This is a genomic window from Shewanella sp. JNE2 (assembly GCF_023159115.1).
Classification (GTDB): domain Bacteria; phylum Pseudomonadota; class Gammaproteobacteria; order Enterobacterales; family Shewanellaceae; genus Shewanella; species Shewanella putrefaciens.
In genome coordinates this window covers 1,499,027-1,518,411 of sequence record NZ_CP096169.1, presented here as the reverse complement: position 1 = coordinate 1,518,411, position 19,385 = coordinate 1,499,027, and the positions used below count along the sequence as shown (strand labels likewise).

The window sequence follows — 19,385 nt, the reverse complement described above, 5'->3', positions numbered from 1 at the left end:
GGTAAGACAAACCGTTTAACTCATTAATACCATTACCGCTGTTGTGCTTTGATGGACATTTATCTATTTACATTTTGAGTCTATTTACGCAAAAAACGCTGTATTATGCCGCCACTTTACATGCCTTATTCATATCAAATACTTGTCCGCGGCTCATCACCACAAACACCATCCGCGCCATCTTATTTGCTAAGGCAACCGTCACTTTGCAGACGTGTTGGCGTTGTTTAAGCCGTTGGAGCCATTGACTAAGTGAGTCGTCTTTCTTATCGCACCAGTTCATCACGGTTCTTGCACCATGGATAAGTAACCGCCGAAGCGTTTGATTTCCGCGCTTGGTTATCTTGCCGAGCCGATTGGTCGTGCCACTACTGTATTGTGAAGGGGTTAGTCCTAGCCATGCCGCCAATTGCCGGCCATTTTTAAAATCATTCACTTCATTAATACTGGCTAATAATGTGGATGCGACCATAGGGCCGACACCGGGGATGGTTAGCAATAATGGATACTGTGGCATGGCTTGGGCAAGGGCTAATATGTCCTGTGCAACTTGGTCGATTTGTTCATTTAAATACAACTGAAACTCATAGAGTCGTTGAATAAACCCTCTGGCAACCGTGGATAATTCGTTGTCAGCATCTTCAAGAATGAGCGGAATGGCTAACATCAACTGGCGGCGGGTCTTTGCGACAATCAGGCCGTATTCCGCAAGGAAACCACGCAGTTGATTGCAGTTAGCCGTGCGATTCTCCACCAAGCGTTCACGAATGCGCAGTAAAGATTGAATATCCTGCTGCTCGACCGTTTTTGGACGAAGTAGACTCACTTTAGGGCGACTAGCCGTTTCTCCGATAGCAACCGCATCATTGGCGTCATTTTTATTACCAACCAGCATAGCTTTCACCATTCTGGCGGGGATAAGCTTGACGGTATGGCCGAGCTTTTCGATAGCCCGTCCCCAGTAATTAGCACTGTAACAAGCTTCCATCACCACTAATGTCGGCTCGCATTGCCTGAGCGTATCAAGCAATGCTGGGCGATTGATTTTACGGTTAAAAGCAATCGTGTTATCTGGGTTAAATGCTGCCACTTGGAAGACTGTTTTTGCCAAATCAATGCTGATAAGTTTATAGTTCATATCGGTCACCTCGAGTCAGATTTTGTGCACCTAAATCATGGCACATTGCGATGCCGAGACCGAGGTGACCATCTCAGCAGCCATGTCTTTTTGTGCTTTATCCCCTCTTATACTAGCTTTTACATTATCTTGATTGCGTCTGTTTGGAGCGGATGATGACCTCGGCCAGAAGAATGCTTATCGATGCTAATACAACGCCCTTCTATCATGTGATAAATCGCTGTGTCAGAAGGGCTTTTCTGTGCGGTGAGGATAAACTCACAGGCCGCAGTTATGAGCATAGACGTGGCTGGATTGTCGATAAAATCAAAGCATTATCCACCATCTTTTGTATCGACATTTGCGCCTATGCCCTCTTTGCGAAATAGACAAGGAATAACCACTATCCCCTAGTACTCAAAATTGATATTGAGAAGGCGAAATCCTTAACGCAAAAAGAGATTATCAGCCGCTGGAGCCAAATCACTAAAGGCCATGCCATTACCACTAAGTATATGAATGGTGATGCATTAATCGAAGGAAAACACATGTTGCTCGATGGGTTAATTACCGAATGGCAAGAGCGATTGAGTAGTATTAGTTGCCTTTGATTTAAAGAAGAGGTGCGTTGTTTAAATGAAGAGATTGCCCGTAAAGCGAATCGTGAAGATGAGTGCAAAGGCGCCTTCTGAGAAGGTCGTTTTAAATCACAAGCACTGTTAGATGAGCAAGCACTACTGGCCTGTATGATGTATGTGGATTTAAATCCAATAGTCCATCGCCAAGCACTACATCCCGAGCAAATTAATGGACTCACACTGCGTTAAATTGCCCTAACAACAAATATTCGACTCAGTCTTAATGCTTAAGATTGGGGGATATTTAGCCCCAATCTTGCGAAATGTAAGCAAGCGCCCAGCTAACCATACTCCTAATCGCAGACAAAACGACTCAGAAGGTAAAATTTAAAACATTTAAAATCATCAAGTTAAATCAGAAGGTAAGCAGAAGGTATCTTTTCTTCCGCCAGAATAAAGTCATCCTCAGAAAAGCGCCTAGCGCAGATGATAAAAGTTCACGGAGAAAGATAATAATGACAAACTCACCGAAACTGGTACGCCAACAATCCGCTTTATCCATTGTCGATGATGCTGCATTGCCTGCAACTAAGCAGGTTAATGGGACTGAGTTACCGCTGAACTTTTTCGAGCATTCTTCCCTCCAGACCATTGAACTCTTTATTCAACATTTAACCGAGGTCGTTATCTTGGTTAATGCCAACGGCTTTATCCGATCTTGCAATCAGCGTAGTGCCGATCTATTGGATTGTCCTCAAGCCACGTTAACGGGACAAGATTGGCGCAACTTTTTGACCGAGCACCATCAAGCTCGCTATAACAACCTGCTGAGCAACGATATTAAATTAGGTAAAAACTGTGGTATTCCAGTAGAGCACTCCGCAGAGGAAATCACCTTAATCACGGCCTCTGGCAAGGCAAAAGAGGTCGAACTGTCAATCTCCTATATTCCGAGCCATGAGCCATTGTTCGTGATGGTGATGCATGATTTAACCCAACATAAAGAAGAAAACCAGAAGCTACGTAAGTTGGCTGCTACTGACTCACTAACGGGACTTGCGAACCGCCGCTACTTTGATGAAATACTGCAACACTATTGGGAAGAATGCACCGCTAAGCTGCGCCCTCTTAGCGTGGTGATTATTGATGTGGATTACTTTAAGGTGTTTAACGATCAGTTTGGTCATATCCAAGGTGATGAATGCCTTAGAAAAATTGCCAAAGTTATCGCAGACATAGTACCTCTCGACATTGGACTTGCTGCCCGTTACGGCGGCGAAGAGTTTGCGCTTATCCTACCCAATCATAATGCCAAAATGGCACTCACCATTGCCCAGAAAATACAGCAAGGGATTAATGCCCTACGTTTTACCGAGCAAGGCCTACGTGACTATGTCTCTGTCAGCGCAAGCCAAGGTATTGCCAGTGAGGTCAATGGACAGTTTCGTACCTCAATGGCAATGCTCTGCGCCGCCGATACCGCGCTGTACCGTGCAAAGGCCGATGGTCGCGACCGAATTAATACATCACTTTAAAAGGCTAAGCCCAGCATTTAGAGCTTAGCGCTTTAAAGGGTGAACCTGTTTATCTTGTTCACCCTATTAGGGAAATCATCAGCGGAAATAATAGGGACTGCAACAGATGAAACATAAGCCAACATCGACGAAAGAGACGAGTGTAACAGAAATAGTACTTCCTATAGGCACTTGCCCACTCGATATTTTTACCTTTCAATGCTGGTTAAAAACGACTCATGGCGGCCATATTTACCAGTATGTCAGTGAGCCAACCCAGACAGGATTTTCTGTCCAAATTAATTCACTGGGCCATATTGAATGCGCGATTAACACCACTTTACTTCGCATAGAGGCTATTTCAACTCTCGGAGGGCTTAATGATGATCATTGGCATTTATTATCCATCTGCTATCAATACAATGAAATAAAATGTTATATCGATAGTGAGATCACTCATATCCAACAGCAACATATTCCACTGATTACAGATGGTGCACATTATTCAGATTTTTTGCTTTCCAATAAGCATATTGATGCAATCTTTGATGGCAGCATTATTGACACAACACTGTTAAATCGCTGTTTATCGGATGCTGAAATATTCGATTATTACCAATACCCTTATCAGCAAAAAGTAATTACTGAAAACAATCTGCATATTTATCAAAAAAGGCATAGTGATCATGGTGAGACAGTTAATTTTATTAAACCAAAAAGACAAGAAGTCATGCTTATTATCTTTAATGATACTGAATATGACTTCAAAAAACTGACACCTAGTAGCAATCTATTTTTAAAGCAACTCCCTAATATCATTCCCGCCAATGAGCGCTGCGCCTATATTATTGAATCAAGCAATGAATGTTGGCCACATTTTATTTACCAAGTGGATTATATCGCCAGCGAGTGCAGTGATATAAAAATCAGTGTTGATATTTTTAAGTCTCTCACCCCTTATCGTTCCACTGTCCATATAAATGCCGTAAATGAACTTGAGTCTGATTGCCTTATAAACCAATCAACCGAAACCAGATTAAGTGCTGAAATTCGTATCAGCGAAAATACCGTCATTACTCAAGCAAAACATTTTATGCATTTTCTTAATGAGGTGCGCTCATATATTCGAGCTGAAAATATCATTACCAATGGACGCTATTATAGCGAACAACAATTTTTAGTGAGCACAGGTAAGCAAATGATCAATTACCAACTGGCTTGCCAACTCTTTAATCGACGCTTACAAAAAAGGCCCCTTGCGATTATTAAATGCACTAGTACCCATGATGTAAAAATCGTCTATAAGGCCGCTATCGACTATAACTTGCCCATTAGTGTACGCTCCGGCGGGCACGATCATGAGGGGGAAAGTGGCCAAACTAATACTATAGTGATCGACCTAAGCAATATGGATAGTATTGAAATTGATCCCATCAGTGGCATTGCCGCGATTGGCCCGGGCACGACTATAGCCACACTAACGACGGCCCTCGCTAAAAAGGGCTTGATGATTCCCCATAGCACCACTGCAACAGTTGGCATATCTGGTTTTATAATGGGCGGCGGTTGGGGACCTTGGTGTCGTAAATACGGTATGTGCTGTGAATCATTATTACAGGCTGAAATTGTACTCGGTATAGGCGAAACCCAAGTCATCTCAGCAGCCAATAAACCCGAACTGCTGTGGGCCTTAAAAGGTGGTGGCGGCTTAAGTTATGGCATAGTCACGCGTTTTTTTGTACAAACCTTTCCCCTTCCCCCAAACCTGCTTAAGTTTGAACTTGAATGGAATTGCTATCAGCCCGAGACACAAACCTTAATCGAGACAACGCCTACAATGCGTTTACTCGAGCGTTGGGAAGAAACGATCAATGCCGATAATACATCCTGTTTGCTCGGCACCAATTTGAAGATCCAGACAAAGTCCCTAGCCAGTACGATGGCTGAAGCCTGCTCAAAACAAGGGGCTGAGTTAACACAAGAACCTAACCGAATCGGCACATGCATTACGGATTTTGACCCCAATTCAATCAAACATAATTGTGTTATGTACGGCCATTGGGAGGGAAATCTTGCCAGTTTAGACTACTTTATTAACAGTCAGTTTTCCGAGGTTGGTTTAAAGCCCGATCGCATTCGTATTGAGCCCTTAGGCGGACTTACCCAAGCCTATGGCGAACAATTAATGGAAAGTTGGAACAGAGAGTCGTTTCAATGTTTACAGCAAAGCCAAGCGGCGTTGCAAGCATGGGGTCAAAACCTGCAGATGAAAGGGGTGAAGTGGCAGGACTTAAGTCAACCCGCGCCCCACAGAGTCACCTCACGTTTAGCGGATCAGACGGGGCTTAAAACGGGACATATTAATTTGCTTGAAAGCCTTACCTCGACGCAAACCCTTGAGGGAAACCGCCAATTAGGTCTTTTTACCTATGTCACGCTTAATGCCATCGCTGGAGATTTTTATAGAAAAATCAGTGAATCACAACAAAAGCAGAGCGCTTTTCCCTATAAAGAAAAAGCCTATATTATCCAATATCAGGCATGGTGGAATGCAGAGCTAGAGGAAAAAGCCCAGCTCCATGACAACTCAGTTTACACAAGGATAAATCGAGCGCTGGATTGGATTGATGCCTGCCGCGATGCAGACATTCCCAATACTTCGGGGGCTTTTATTAGTTATAAGGACAAAACAATACCCACCTCAGTGTACTTTGCGCAACACTATGCCCAATTGCAGCGAATTAAAGGGGCTTATTGCCAAGATCCCTTAAATCATTTCCGATCACGAAAATCGATTATTTAATCTATTCGATTAAGCGCTGTCGGTTTGATGATAAAACATCAGCATAACCCACGGATGGATAAACCAGACAAAAGTGAAAGCGGTACACATCGCGGAGGGATAGATTGAATTTGCCAAGGTTAAGATATTGCGAGACTATCATTAGCAGTCGTTAACTTTTGGAGTTTGTGTTGAAAAAACTACTTTTAATGATCAGTGTATTAATACTGACTGGCTGCTTGGGTATGCCTAAAAATGTTCAACCCGTAAGTGACTTTGAACTCAATCGCTACTTAGGGAAATGGTACGAAATTGCGAGGCTCGACCACTCCTTCGAGCGCGGGTTAACCCAAGTCACCGCCGAATACAGCCTTAAGCCCGATGGTGGCGTAAAGGTGATTAATCGGGGCTATTCCGCCGCTAAACAGGAATGGAAAGAAGCCGAAGGTAAAGCCTATTTTGTGAATGGGGACAATGAAGCCTACTTAAAAGTCTCTTTCTTTGGGCCGTTTTATGGTGCCTATGTGGTGTTTGGACTCGACCAACAAGATTACCAATACGCCTTTATCTCTGGGCCAGATACGGATTATTTATGGTTACTGGCCAGAACTCCAACGGTATCCCCCGAGGTAATTCAGCAATTTATCAAGATGGCTAAAGCCAGAGGTTTTGATACTGATAGCTTAATTTATGTCGAGCAAAAGAGCGCCGAGGTGAAGCAATAGCTGCTTAGCCGAGGCAAACACTAGAGGCAAACACCATAAATAAAAACGCCGCTCAATATGAGCGGCGTTTTTATTTAAACAAGGTTTAAGCACTTAAGGCAAAAATTAACCTTCAATACCTTTGCTCGCAAGGAACTCATCATAGGTGCCTTTGAAATCATTTACGCCTTTAGAAGTAATTTCAATAATACGGTTAGCCAATGATGATACAAATGCACGATCGTGACTCACAAACAACAAAGTGCCTTCGTACTTTTCTAAGGCGTTGTTTAATGACTCAATCGATTCCATATCCATATGGTTGGTCGGTTCGTCGAGCATCAAAATATTGGCTTTTTGCATAATGAGCTTGCCAAATAACATCCGGCCCTTCTCACCACCCGACAGCACTTTGACTGACTTTTTAATGTCGTCAGAACCAAACAACATACGGCCTAAAATACCACGTACCGATTGGTCATCGTCTTCAGGTTTACGCCACTGACTCATCCATTCAAATAAGGTCATATCATTAGCAAAATCAGACTCATGATCCTGCGCATAGTAGCCAATGTTGGCGTTTTCAGACCATTGAATATGACCTTCATCCTGCGGAATATCATGGATAAGCGTTCGTAACAATGTCGTTTTACCGACACCGTTCTCACCTAAAATCGCGATACGCTCGCCCACTTCAACGATTAAGTTCAAGTCTTTAAATAGCGGTGTGTCATAACCTTTAGTTAAGTTTTCAACCACTAAGGCATTGCGGAACAGTTTCTTTTCTTGCTCGAAACGAATAAAGGGGTTCACGCGGCTAGAGGCTTTGACTTCATCTAGCTTAATTTTGTCGATTTGACGGGCGCGGGACGTCGCTTGTTTTGCCTTAGAAGCGTTGGCAGAGAAACGTGCAACGAAGGTTTGCAGCTCAGAAATTTGGGCTTTTTTCTTCGCATTATCCGCAATTAAACGCTCACGGGCTTGGGTAGCCGCTTGCATATATTCGTCGTAGTTACCAGGGTAAACGCGCAGTTCACCGTAGTCTAAGTCCGCCATATGGGTACAAACTGAGTTTAAAAAGTAACGGTCGTGAGAAATAATGATCATGGTGCTATCGCGTTGGTTCAATACGTCCTGTAACCAGCGAATGGTATCGATGTCCAAGTTGTTGGTGGGTTCGTCAAGCAGCAGTACATCGGGATCGGAGAACAGGGCTTGGGCTAACAACACCCGCAGTTTTAAGCCCGGAGCAATTTCAGACATCAAACCAAAATGGGTTTCAATGCCAATACCCACACCTAACAACAATTCACCCGCGCGAGATTCGGCGGTGTAACCGTCCATTTCGGCAAATTCCATCTCAAGGTTTGCCACGGCAATGCCGTCTTCTTCACTCATTTCGGGTAAAGAATAAATTCGATCACGCTCTTGCTTTACCTTCCACAGCTCACTGTGCCCCATGATCACGGTATCAATAAGCGTGTATTCCTCATAACCGAATTGGTTCTGGCTCAACTTACCCAGACGCTCATTCACATCCAAGGACACGTTGCCGCTGCTTGGTTCTAGATCACCGCAAAGGATCTTCATGAAGGTTGATTTACCACAGCCATTCGCACCGATAAGACCGTAACGGTTACCGCCGCCAAATTTAACTGAGATGTTTTCAAACAGTGGCTTAGCGCCAAACTGCATGGTGATATTCGCTGTTGTGATCAAAATGAACTTCCAAATCGAGTAATGTTGGTTAGATTTTTGGCAATGCAACTAAGCATAAACCCATTTTATCAAACCTGAGGGGGTAAAAATAAACGTGGCACTATAGCAGTTTGGGCTAAATTATCAACTAAAAAGACCTCAGCCATTCGCGTGGAATTAAGCGCCGCACTCTGCTAACTCGAGTGCCTAACCACTTAATCCCACTGCAATTTCACGCTTTATTCTGTCCTATTTTCACAGGCTCTGATGACAAATTAATGATCTTAACTCACTAAGTTCAACGGCGTTCAACGGCTAAGCCTTGTCTTGGCGGCTTAATCCACATCGGATCTACCTTAAGGCAAAGGCTATAACTTCTGTTTCCTTAAACGATTGGCGTTGGTTACCACGGTAAGCGAAGATAATGCCATGGCGGCACCTGCAATCACGGGGCTTAACAACATCCCGGTTAGGGGATAAAGTACCCCCGCCGCCACCGGAATACCTAAACTGTTATACACAAAAGCACCAAAGAGATTCTGCTTAATATTGGTGATGGTTGCGCGCGATAGGGCTAATAAGTTAGCGATCACTATCAGTTGATGTGAAAGTAGTGTCATATCGGCACTCTCGATCGCCACCTCAGTACCCGATCCCATGGCAATGCCGACGTCGGCGCTCATTAAAGCTGGAGCATCGTTAATGCCATCACCTACCATAGCGACGATATGCCCTTGTTGTTGCAATGCTTTAATATGTTGTTGTTTTTGCTCTGGTAATACACCTGCAATCACTTCGGTAATGCCCACTTGGTCCGCCACTGCCTGCGCGGTTTGTGGATTATCGCCCGTAAGTAACACAACACGAATATCCTGCTGTAGCATGGCGCTGATGGCTGTTTTTGCATCAGTTTTAATCGGATCGGCAAGGGCAATAGTGGCCACTAACTTACCCGCTTTGGCGACATAAATTGGGGTTTTACCTTGGTTGGCAAAGCTTAATGTCGCACTATGATCTAAGGCGCTGCCATCGGAATTTACAATATCCAATGCCGTCATCAAGGCGAGATTACCAATCGCCAGCGATACGCCATCAACCTTGCCTTCAATCCCCTTACCTTGATGGTTCGTAAATGCCTGCGTTTCGGGCAATTGCGAGAGTGACTCCTTAGCATAACTGACAATCGCCCCCGCTAAGGGATGCTCAGAGTGTTGCTCTAGGCTAGCAATTTCACCCAGTAAGGCTCCTTTATCAGTATCGCTTAGTGCTTGCACTAACATGAAATCAGTGACTTGTGGCTTACCTAAGGTAACTGTGCCCGTTTTATCCAGCACCACGCAATCAACCCTGCTCGCCGTTTGTAATGCCTCACCGTTTTTAACTAATACGCCCATTTGTGCCGCTCGCCCTACCGCGACCATAATGGACATCGGTGTTGCCAACCCCAGCGCGCAGGGACAAGCGATAATCAACACGCTGGTGAGCACGACGAGTGCATGACTTAAGGCGGGCGCAGGCCCAACAAAGTACCAGATAGCCGCCGCTAGCAGCGCAATCGCCACCACTGTTGGAACAAATACCGCAGAGATCTTATCGGCCAATCGCCCTATGGGTAATTTTGATGTTTGTGCCTCTTGCACCAGTGCAATAATTTTTGCAAGCCGCGTATCTTGTGGCCCAGCCGTCACGCGATACACCAAACTGCCATTACCGTTAACCGTCCCCGCGCTTAGGTTATCCCCCATATTTTTCACGACGGGAATGGGCTCACCCGTGAGCATGGCTTCATCTAACAATGATTGCCCCATTTCAACAATACCATCGAGGGCCACTCTGTCTCCCGGGCGTAAACGCAGTTTATCGCCCAGTTTCAACTGACTTATCTCAACCTGCTCATCGCCCTTATCACCGATACGAATCGCAGTGGTGGATTGAAGCCCGAGCAAACGCTGCACCGCCTCGCTGGTTTTGCCACGCGCTTTAAGCTCTAGCGCGTGACCTAGGTTAATCAAGCCTAAAATCATCACACTCGCCTCAAAGTAAACATGGCGAGTATCCAAAGGAAATACATTTGGCAGTATGACCACCAGCATGGAATAAGCCCATGCCGTACTAGTGCCAAGCACGATTAAGGTATCCATATTGGTGGTTTTGGCCTTGAGCGCCCGCCACATCCCCTGATAAAAATGCCTTCCCGTAGTCACCAGCAAAAGTAGCGTGATAAGCCCCATAATGCCCCAACCTAATTGCATACTCGGGCTATTAATCATCATTTCACCGCCCAGTAATCCCCATAACATCATAGGAATACCAATCGCGAGCGCGATAATGGCTTGGCGCATTCTAAGCCGATACTCGGCCGCATCCTCAATCCGTTTTTCTTCGGCTGCGGCCTTGGCATCGACAATCACTTCAGCCGAAAACCCCGCGCTCGCCATCAGCTCAATCGCAACATCGGCACCCATAGTGCCATTAATGGTCACTTGTTTATCGGCAAGATTTACCCGAGCCTCTACCCCTTCTTGGACAGCAAACGCCTTTTCAATTTTGGCAACACAGCCAGCACAATTCATATTGGTAACATAGAGTCTAATCAATGACATGAAATATTCCTCACTTGCACTTGAACGCGATAGGGTTAAGATAAAGTCTCCCATCACGGGAGAGTCAAGGAAGAATTGATTGAATGCGATCCAGTCGAAATTTTTAGGTACGCAGCTTACCGAGGTTTAAATGAAAATAGGCGAAGTGGCTAAACAAACAGGTTTGAGCGTTAAGAGTATTCGTTATTATCACGATATTGGCCTAGTATATGCCGAACGCAATGAGGCAGGTTACCGAGTTTATCGCCCCCACGATATTGAGTCACTTAAGTTTGTTCACCAGTGCCGCGATCTGGGATTTAGTCTAGATGACTGTAAACTGCTGCTCGGGTTAAGGGATAATGAAAGCCGCAATGCCGAAGATGTTAGACAACTCACTCGCCGCCATCTTGCCTATGTTGAACAGCAAATTGTGAAATTACAAAATCTGCGAACACAACTGCAACATATGGTGACTCAATGCCAAGGAGGTTCGCAGCCCCATTGCGCCATTATTGATAGCCTTAACCTTGAGCTTAAATCAACCTCATAAAACTGAACTAATGTAAGGCTGCCGCATTATCCAGCACGAGCTCAGGCAATTTACCTGCAGGAGTAAATTGAAACACTTTCCCATAAAATGCGAGTTCCATTTCTAATCCTGCGGCCTTATGTTCAGGCTTTCGCCCACCATGAGGCTCATCGTCATGGGCGATATAAGCTGTTGGCACGCCCTTGGCTTTAAGCGCTTCATAGATTTTTTGTGATTGATGAGCAGGGACAATTTGATTTCTCAGCCCTTGAAAGATAAGGAGTGGCTCATTAAACCCTTCTAAATGATTTAGCGGTGATAACTCACGGTAACGACTTGGGTTATCGGCATAGGGGCCAATCAGTTGATCTAAATAACCCGCCTCAAACTTATGGGTACCTTTGGCAAGCTGCTCGAAATCACTGATCCCCTCGTAACTCACTCCCGCATGGAATACATCATAAAAAGCTAATGATGACATCACTGTCAAACCGCCCGCGCTGATCCCTCGAATCGCCAGTTTGCTGCCATCTACCCAGCCTTTCGCGACTAAATACTTGGCCGCGTTAATCGCATCTTCCACATCACTCTGCCCCCATTTTCCATAGAGACTTTGACGATAAGCACGCCCAAAACCACTACTTCCGCGAAAATTTAAATCGAGCACCGCAAAACCGCGACTGGTCCAAAACTGAATATCACTACGATAGGCAAGACTCGCACGCGCGGTAGGACCACCGTGTAACATCACAATTAACGGCGGACGAGTATCATGGGGCGCAACATACTTAGGATTCACTGGTGCATAAAAATAGCCATATGCCTGCTGATCTTCACCCGTTGTGAAGGCAATATTCCTTGCCCGTGAAATATAGTTAGGATCAAGTTTTGGCAATGCGGGGGCATACACAAGCTCTGTACCACGCCCTACAACTTGGTAAACACCTTGTTCTGGCGTCGCCTTAGCCCCAACAAAATAAACCCCATCCTCTCCCTTAATAACTTGGGTTATTTCTGCAAAATCAACCGCCAAAGATTCAGTTAAACCCGAGTCTAAATAGATCCTAATCAAAGCAGCCTGATTTCCTTCAACATAGCTGGCGATAAGCGTATTGGCCGATTCAAAGGCATAATTATGATTACCTAAGCGCCAATCAGGCACTGCAAACTCGGCATTTTTGGTAAACACAGGTACAAGCAAACCCGCTGATGTCACACGATAAATATTCCACCAATTGCTGATATCTGCGACGACATAAAGCTGTCCATCCGGGCTGAACAAAGGTTGAGTCACAGAGGAATGTTCAGGGGTGACTATCTTTCGGATATTTTTTAATTGGCCTTTACGATCTAAATCCCCTAGCCATAACACACTGTTGTCCCAAGGCATGTAGGGATGTTCCCATGTTATCCACGCAAGCTGAGTGTTATCAGGAGAAATAGTGGGTGAAGCAATAAAATCATGCCCCGAGACAAAGGTATCGCCCTCACCTGCGAAATTAAGATTAATCGTCACTAAACTCGCCTTAGGTTCACCTTCTTGGCGGTGATCTTCACGCACACAGATAATGCGCGAACCTTTTGGATAGGCGATACAATCCGCATGACGAGTGCCATTAGGGGTTAGGGGCAGAGGTGGTTGATTCGGTGCAAAACGGTAAAAAAGCTGATCCTGTAACTTGGTGGCAAATAAGCTCTGGCCAATCCCCAAAAATGCCGCGCCACCATATTCATGAACCGTAGATTTAACATTGAACTCAGGGGAAACCACTTCAATGACATTAGCATGCTTGTCAAGGCGCTTAATCCCCACTTTACCTTGGGACTTGCCACTCGATTCGGCAAAGTAAATGGCATTACCCACACTTTGTAACTCGGCCACGCTATCGGCCTGTTCAAACACATTTACCGCCGACAACGGGGATTGCCAACTACCATAAGGCGCCACAATACGATCGCCATATTCTTTCGCTGGTGTGTCCGTGATTTGCGTACGCTCACAACCGCTAAGCAGCAATATTGCGCTTAACAGAGATGGAAGATAGCGTCCTAACTCCATTGTTTTCCCCATGTTTGCTAATATCACAAACTAAAACAAAATCTTAATTTACCCTATGGGCTATTTTTTAAATTTGTTGATAAACCAATTTAACACTTTTATTTGTTGTACCTGAGTCAACCCGAAATAGATGCAAATCCAAGGTGAGACAAGGAAAAACCATGGGATCACAGCGACAGAGCGACCACTGAAGAGCAGAAAAAAGAACCCACAGTAAATCACAATCAGCCCAAGCACACCCACGATTAACATCATGCGCTTAGTGATTTTCTCAAGCCAGAAGGCTTTTTCCTGCCAAGACATCCAGATTTCAAGCTCCATGACATGCGATACACATGTTTGTAAAGTTATGTAAAAAAACGGGTGGGAGATTGTTGAAGGTTAACAACGAAATGTCAACTCCGACAAGCTAATTCCAATTATACCAATCACATTAAATATCTAATCAGTTCAGAGCCTCACAGGCATCTCAATCCAAGGCGCATTGACGCAGAAATGGTCATTCCCTTTTAAGTTAATGCAACACGGGAGTGGGATGCCTGTGTGGCTCCCGAAGGGCGGGTTTCAACGCGCTTTATACTGCGTTTAAGGCTTTTGACAGAGCACCACTATGCCTTCAAGCCTTCGCCTTGTCTAAAGCGCGTTGAACTCCCGCTGAATGAACAGATATTTAATACGATTGGTATTATATAGACAAAATTACCCGTGACTCCATCGAGCAATAAAAAACCGAGCAAACGCTCGGTTTATTTTAATATCAATGAGATACAAACATCACAACCGGATGCCACCATCGATTTCAAACACTCGACCATTAACATAATCGTTTTCAATAATAAAACGTACGGTGGAAGCTATCTCATCGGCATGACCTAAGCGGCCAACAGGCACTAACTTCTCTAAACGCTCCAACGCTTCTGGCTTCATTGCTGCCGTCATCTCGGTTGCGATCACGCCCGGTGCGACCGCTGCACTACGGATATTGTAACGTGCTAATTCCTTTGCCCAGCCGACAGACATAGCCGCAACACCCGCTTTTGAAGCCGCGTAGTTTGATTGACCCATATTGCCCGCCTTAGCAAGGCTAGAGATGTTAACAATCACCCCCGCTTGACCCGATTCAATCATGGCCGCTGCGGCCTCTCGGCCACAGAGGAAACTACCAGTCAGGTTCACATTGATCACCGATTGGAATTGCTCGTAAGACATACGATCAGTGACCTTGCCATCTTTGGCTTTGACTAACATGCCATCACGCAGAATACCAGCGTTGTTCACTAACACGTTCACTTGACCAAAATCTTCGAGGATATAGGCAAAACCAGCAACGACATCTTCTTCGTCGGTAATGTCTAAGGCATAACCTTGGACTTCAGTGTCCGATCCTAGCTCAGCACAGGCTCGCTCGAGTTTCTCTTGGTCCACATCGATAAGCGCCAACTTAGCACCTGCCTTGGCAAAATTTTGCGCCATTGCTAGGCCTAAGCCACCCGCGCCGCCAGTAATGACGACAACCTTATCTTTTAAATCCATCTGGTGATCCCTTGTTATCTGTGTCTATTTTTTAAGTGGTGCAAATTGTTCAAATATACTGGAAAAATCTCGGCGACCATTGCCTTGTCTTGCATGATTAACATACAAGCTGCGGGCTAAAGCGCCCATTGGCGTGCTAGAGTTGCTCAATAATGCAGCTTCTTGTGACAGACCGAGATCTTTGACCATCAAATCTACCATAAAGCCACCCTGATAGCCCTTAGAAGAAGGCACCGTTTCCATCACGCCTGGGCAGGGATTGTACTTCTCAAGCGTCCAGTTTCCGCCACTGCTGACCTTCATAATGTCGGATAGCACTTTAGGATCGAGACCATGGTCAATCCCCATTTGCAGGGCTTCAGAAGTGCCGACCATCAGCACAGATAACAACATGTTATTGCAGATTTTAGCGACTTGCCCCGCCCCTGGACCGCCAGCGTGGAAGATATTCACACCCATAGCCTTAAGTACGGGCTGTGCACGTTCAAAAGCGGAATCCGAGCCACCACAAATAAAAGTTAAGGTACCCGCCGCCGCGCCTGCCGTGCCGCCAGAAACCGGTGCATCCATAAATTCGATGCCACTTTTAGCCGCCTCGGCCGCCACGAGTTGTGCGCTTTGCGCATCGATGGTTGAACAATCGATGAGCAAGGTATCACCCGCAACCACTTCAAGTAGGCCTTTGTCTGTTCCATTGCCTAAATATAAGTTTTTTACATGCTTGCCCGCAGGCAGCATAGTAATCACCACACTTGCGCCCGCTGCAGCGCCGCAGGCGGTACTTGATACTAAGGCGCCTTTTTCGGCCAATTGCTGCATAGCTTCTGGGACTAAATCAAAGACGCGAACCGTCATGCCTGCTTTTAATAAATTGGCCGCCATTGGGCCGCCCATATTACCTAAACCGATAAAGGCTACTGTACTCATGCCATCACTCCTGTGTTGTTCTTTTTAGTGTTATGATAATGCTATCAAATTGATTATGCTGACTTTATCACAGAGTAAAGCGAGCTTGGCTAAGCAGATAAACACAGCGCTTAGCCAACTCGGCCCTTAAACGCTTAACTCAGTTGGTTAAAAGGATGTGCCTCGCCCCATGGAGAAGCCAATATTTGCTCAAGTACCGCTGTGGGCACTGAGTTAACATCCTTAAAACGCCATTGAGGTTTCTTGTCTTTATCGATCAAGAGTGCACGTACACCTTCACAGAAATCACCGTGGGCGCAGACGTTAACACTTGTCGTTAATTCCCATTTAAAACATTGGGCTAGACTTAATTTTGAACCAAGCTGTGCTTGGATATAGACTAAATGCCAACTGATAGGACTACCCGCAAGAAAAGTATCCCGCGCCTTGATTAGCCACTTTTCTTCCGATATCAGTGTTGACATACGTGCTGCAATATCTTGTAAACTCCCCGCCATCAACCTGTCGATAATCTCTTGGCTTTCAGCTAATACACTCTCGCCCTTAGGAATATCCACTTGGTTAGACAGCTCGTTGATCATGCTATCTAAACGTTGGTGATTAAGCGCTGGCGTATCGCTCCAATCTAAGGTTGCCATAGCATCAAACATCAGCTCTTTGTCGTCGCGGTTCAGATAATGATCGGCCAATCCCACATAACAGGCATCGGCGGCATTGAGTTGATAGGCGGTCAATCCCAAAAATAATCCCATCTTGCCCTGCATACGATTAAGGAAATAACTGCCGCCCACATCGGGATACAGGCCGATGGTGACTTCTGGCATGGCGATGCGTGAGGTTTCGGTAACGACTCTGTGGCTCGCGCCCGCCATCAAACCGAGGCCACCGCCCATGACTATGCCATCGCCCCACACCAATACAGGTTTGCCAAAGGTATGCAGTAGATAATCGAGACGATATTCCTCTTCGAAGAAAACCTTTGTCTCCTCAGTTACTTGTCCCTTAGCGGCAATGGAAGCATGGTATAAAGCGCGCACATCGCCACCAGCACAAAATGCCTTCTCACCACTGCCATCTAATACAATACAAGCGATCAGGGGATCTTTCTTCCACAGGTTAAGCTGCGCCGTCATGGCGCGCACCATGTCTAAGTCTAAGGCGTTGAGGGCTTTTTCCACATTGAGTGTGACTACTCCAACCAACTTACCGGAAGCCGTGGCTAAGGTTTGAAGCACCACATTTTGTGTGGTCGTTACCTGATTTGCGACATGCTCGACCACATCATTATCTACTACATTCGTCATTAGCGGTTTCTCCAATCAGCTTTACGTTTCCCCAAAAACGCATTCACGCCTTCGGCCTGATCTTCGGTATCAAATAATCCGACAAATAACTCACGCTCAATCGGTAGCGCTTGGCTACGCGCCATAGTGCGTCCTGCTTGAATAAGCGTCTTACACGCTGTCACGCTGCCTGGGCTTTGATTGGCCACTTTGACGGCTAACGCGATTGCCGCATTAAGCGCTTCGCCAGTATCGACCACTTCTTCCACTAAACGCAGATTCAATGCCTGAGTCGCATCGATGCGCTCGCCGCATAAAATCATCCGCTTAGCCCAACCTTCACCGATTAATGCGGTCAGATTCTGAGTGCCACCCGCACAGGGTAATAAACCGACTGTCGCTTCGGGCAAAGCCATCACAGCTTGAATTTCGGCGATACGAATATCGCAGGCCAACGCGACTTCTAAGCCGCCGCCCATGGCATAACCATTAATCGCGGCAATCGACACACCGCGAAATTGACTTAAGGTTTCAAAGGCTTCACCAAAATGCTTTGCCATCGTTGCCGCGTTGCCTTTATCTCCGTCGGCAAACAGTTTTAAATCGGCGCCGGCGGAGAAAAACTTTTGCCCTTGGCCCGTTAACACTAAGGCGTAAATATCTTTATTGGCATTCAGCTCAAGCACTTTGGCTTTAAGCGCCTGCAAACTCTCGGCGGTCCAAGTGTTGGCAGGTGGATTATTCATCGTCAGAATGGCCGTATGACCTTCGATACGTTCAACTAAATATTCCATCTTTATAGACTCCTTTTAAGTTATCGCCGACCTGTAAGTCACGCATATTGCGCATTGAATTACAGGATTTGTCCTGCATTTTCATCGAGTAAACGACGGGCGATAATTAAGCGCATAATTTCGTTAGTGCCTTCTAAAATCTGGTGTACACGCACATCACGGAAATGACGTTCCAGCGGGTACTCCCTTATATAACCATATCCACCATGAATTTGCAGCGCCGCATCGCAGACTTGAAACCCCACATCAGTGGCAAAGCGTTTCGCCATAGCGCAATAAGCCGTGGCTTCAGGATCGCCACTATCGAGTTTAAAGGCCGCAAGGCGCACCATTTGACGAGCAGCCACTAACTCGGTTGCCATATCGGCAAGCTTAAATTGTAGCGCTTGAAATGCCGCTAAGGGTTTACCAAATTGCTGACGCTCATTCATATATTGAGTTGCACGCTCAAGCGCTGCCTGCGCCGTCCCCACTGAACAGGTCGCGATATTGATGCGACCGCCATCTAAGCCTTTCATCGCGAACGCAAAACCTTGGCCTTCTTCACCGAGCAAGTTCGCCACTGGCACGCGCACATTTTCAAAGGTGATTTGACGGGTCGGCTGGGCATTCCAGCCCATTTTATCTTCAGCTTTACCATAGATAACGCCAGCGGCATCCGCCGGAATCGCAATGGCCGAAATCCCCTTAGGGCCAGCTTGGCCTGTACGGCACATCACGACTAAAAGCTCAGTGGCGCCCGCGCCCGAGATAAACATTTTCGAACCTGAAATCACATATTCATCGCCGTCGCGCACCGCTTTGGTTTGCAAAGATGCGGCGTCCGACCCCGCGCCCGGCTCAGTTAAGCAATATGACGCTAACATCTGCCCTGTGGTTAACGGCTCAGACCAAGTCTGACGCAGGGTTTCAGAGCCCCAAGTCGTCACCATCCAAGTCGCCATATTGTGAATGGTCAGCATGGCAGTGGTCGCGGTGCAACCTTTGGCGAGTTCTTCAAAAATAATCGAGGCATCGAGGCGCGATAAGCCCATGCCACCTTCGGATTCTGGCGAATACAGAGAGCAAAAACCTAGCTCACCGGCTTTTTGGATCACGTCTTTGGGGAAATGATGTTCTTCATCCCACTTGGCGGCGAACGGGGTTAATTCTTCCGCGGCAAACTGGCGCGCCAGTTCGGCAAACTGGCGTTGGTCATCGTTGAAATTAAAATCCATTGGGCTCTCCTATGACTCTATGGTCACTTTTTTATTGAATAAATTGGGCGCCGTAAAGACGCCGT

The 19,385-nt window shown here is 46.0% G+C and carries 14 protein-coding genes and 1 pseudogene; 5 read left to right on the top strand and 10 right to left on the bottom strand.

Going from position 1 to position 19,385, the window contains the following annotated elements; translation table 11 throughout:
- Positions 1-103: 103 nt before the first annotated feature.
- Positions 104-1,138, bottom strand: coding sequence for an IS110 family transposase (locus tag MZ182_RS06760; protein ID WP_248069889.1), 1,035 nt, complete (start codon positions 1,136-1,138; stop codon positions 104-106).
- A 155-nt stretch (positions 1,139-1,293) separates the two neighbouring features.
- On the opposite strand from MZ182_RS06760, the pseudogene MZ182_RS06755 reads away from it, so the two are divergent.
- The 4 genes and pseudogenes from MZ182_RS06755 to MZ182_RS06740 all read left to right on the top strand — a co-directional run.
- Positions 1,294-1,890: pseudogene (locus MZ182_RS06755) on the top strand (alpha-amylase family glycosyl hydrolase); the annotation flags it as partial.
- A gap of 320 nt (positions 1,891-2,210) precedes the next feature.
- Positions 2,211-3,230: a sensor domain-containing diguanylate cyclase gene (locus MZ182_RS06750; RefSeq protein WP_011789965.1), complete on the top strand. Its 1,020-nt coding sequence runs from the start codon at positions 2,211-2,213 to the stop codon at positions 3,228-3,230.
- Positions 3,231-3,336: 106 nt separating this feature from the next.
- Positions 3,337-6,012 (top strand): FAD-binding protein, encoded by a 2,676-nt coding sequence (locus tag MZ182_RS06745; protein WP_248065702.1) that lies wholly within the window; start codon positions 3,337-3,339, stop codon positions 6,010-6,012.
- A gap of 170 nt (positions 6,013-6,182) precedes the next feature.
- The gene (locus MZ182_RS06740) at positions 6,183-6,716 is read left to right on the top strand and encodes a lipocalin family protein (RefSeq protein WP_248065701.1); all 534 of its coding nucleotides are present in this window, start codon (positions 6,183-6,185) and stop codon (positions 6,714-6,716) included.
- 105 nt (positions 6,717-6,821) lie between these two features.
- Here MZ182_RS06740 and MZ182_RS06735 read toward each other — a convergent pair whose 3' ends face one another.
- Entirely contained in the window at positions 6,822-8,414 is a 1,593-nt protein-coding gene (locus tag MZ182_RS06735) for an ABC-F family ATPase (protein ID WP_014610246.1), read from the bottom strand.
- Positions 8,415-8,761: 347 nt separating this feature from the next.
- On the bottom strand, positions 8,762-10,996 hold the full coding sequence (locus MZ182_RS06730; protein ID WP_248065700.1) for a heavy metal translocating P-type ATPase: 2,235 nt from the start codon (positions 10,994-10,996) through the stop codon (positions 8,762-8,764).
- A 130-nt stretch (positions 10,997-11,126) separates the two neighbouring features.
- Here MZ182_RS06730 and MZ182_RS06725 point away from each other — a divergent pair, with 130 nt between their 5' ends.
- Positions 11,127-11,528 (top strand): MerR family DNA-binding protein, encoded by a 402-nt coding sequence (locus MZ182_RS06725; RefSeq protein ID WP_014610244.1) that lies wholly within the window; start codon positions 11,127-11,129, stop codon positions 11,526-11,528.
- A 7-nt stretch (positions 11,529-11,535) separates the two neighbouring features.
- Here MZ182_RS06725 and MZ182_RS06720 read toward each other — a convergent pair whose 3' ends face one another.
- From MZ182_RS06720 to MZ182_RS06690, 7 genes are all read right to left on the bottom strand, one after another.
- Complete coding sequence (locus MZ182_RS06720) at positions 11,536-13,566, bottom strand: alpha/beta hydrolase family protein (protein ID WP_248065699.1); 2,031 nt, start codon at positions 13,564-13,566, stop codon at positions 11,536-11,538.
- A 60-nt stretch (positions 13,567-13,626) separates the two neighbouring features.
- Complete coding sequence (locus MZ182_RS06715; RefSeq protein ID WP_248065698.1) at positions 13,627-13,869, bottom strand: hypothetical protein; 243 nt, start codon at positions 13,867-13,869, stop codon at positions 13,627-13,629.
- A 471-nt stretch (positions 13,870-14,340) separates the two neighbouring features.
- Positions 14,341-15,099, bottom strand: coding sequence for an SDR family oxidoreductase (locus MZ182_RS06710; protein WP_248065697.1), 759 nt, complete (start codon positions 15,097-15,099; stop codon positions 14,341-14,343).
- Positions 15,100-15,123: 24 nt separating this feature from the next.
- On the bottom strand, positions 15,124-16,026 hold the full coding sequence (mmsB, locus tag MZ182_RS06705; RefSeq protein ID WP_011789974.1) for a 3-hydroxyisobutyrate dehydrogenase: 903 nt from the start codon (positions 16,024-16,026) through the stop codon (positions 15,124-15,126).
- Positions 16,027-16,160: 134 nt separating this feature from the next.
- Complete coding sequence (locus MZ182_RS06700) at positions 16,161-17,330, bottom strand: enoyl-CoA hydratase/isomerase family protein (protein WP_248065696.1); 1,170 nt, start codon at positions 17,328-17,330, stop codon at positions 16,161-16,163.
- Positions 17,330-18,103, bottom strand: a complete 774-nt coding sequence (locus MZ182_RS06695; RefSeq protein WP_248065695.1) for an enoyl-CoA hydratase — start codon at positions 18,101-18,103, stop codon at positions 17,330-17,332. Before MZ182_RS06695 ends, MZ182_RS06700 begins: the two co-directional genes overlap by 1 nt.
- A 59-nt stretch (positions 18,104-18,162) precedes the next feature.
- Positions 18,163-19,320, bottom strand: a complete 1,158-nt coding sequence (locus MZ182_RS06690; RefSeq protein WP_248065694.1) for an acyl-CoA dehydrogenase family protein — start codon at positions 19,318-19,320, stop codon at positions 18,163-18,165.
- Between the last annotated feature and the right edge of the window lie 65 nt (positions 19,321-19,385).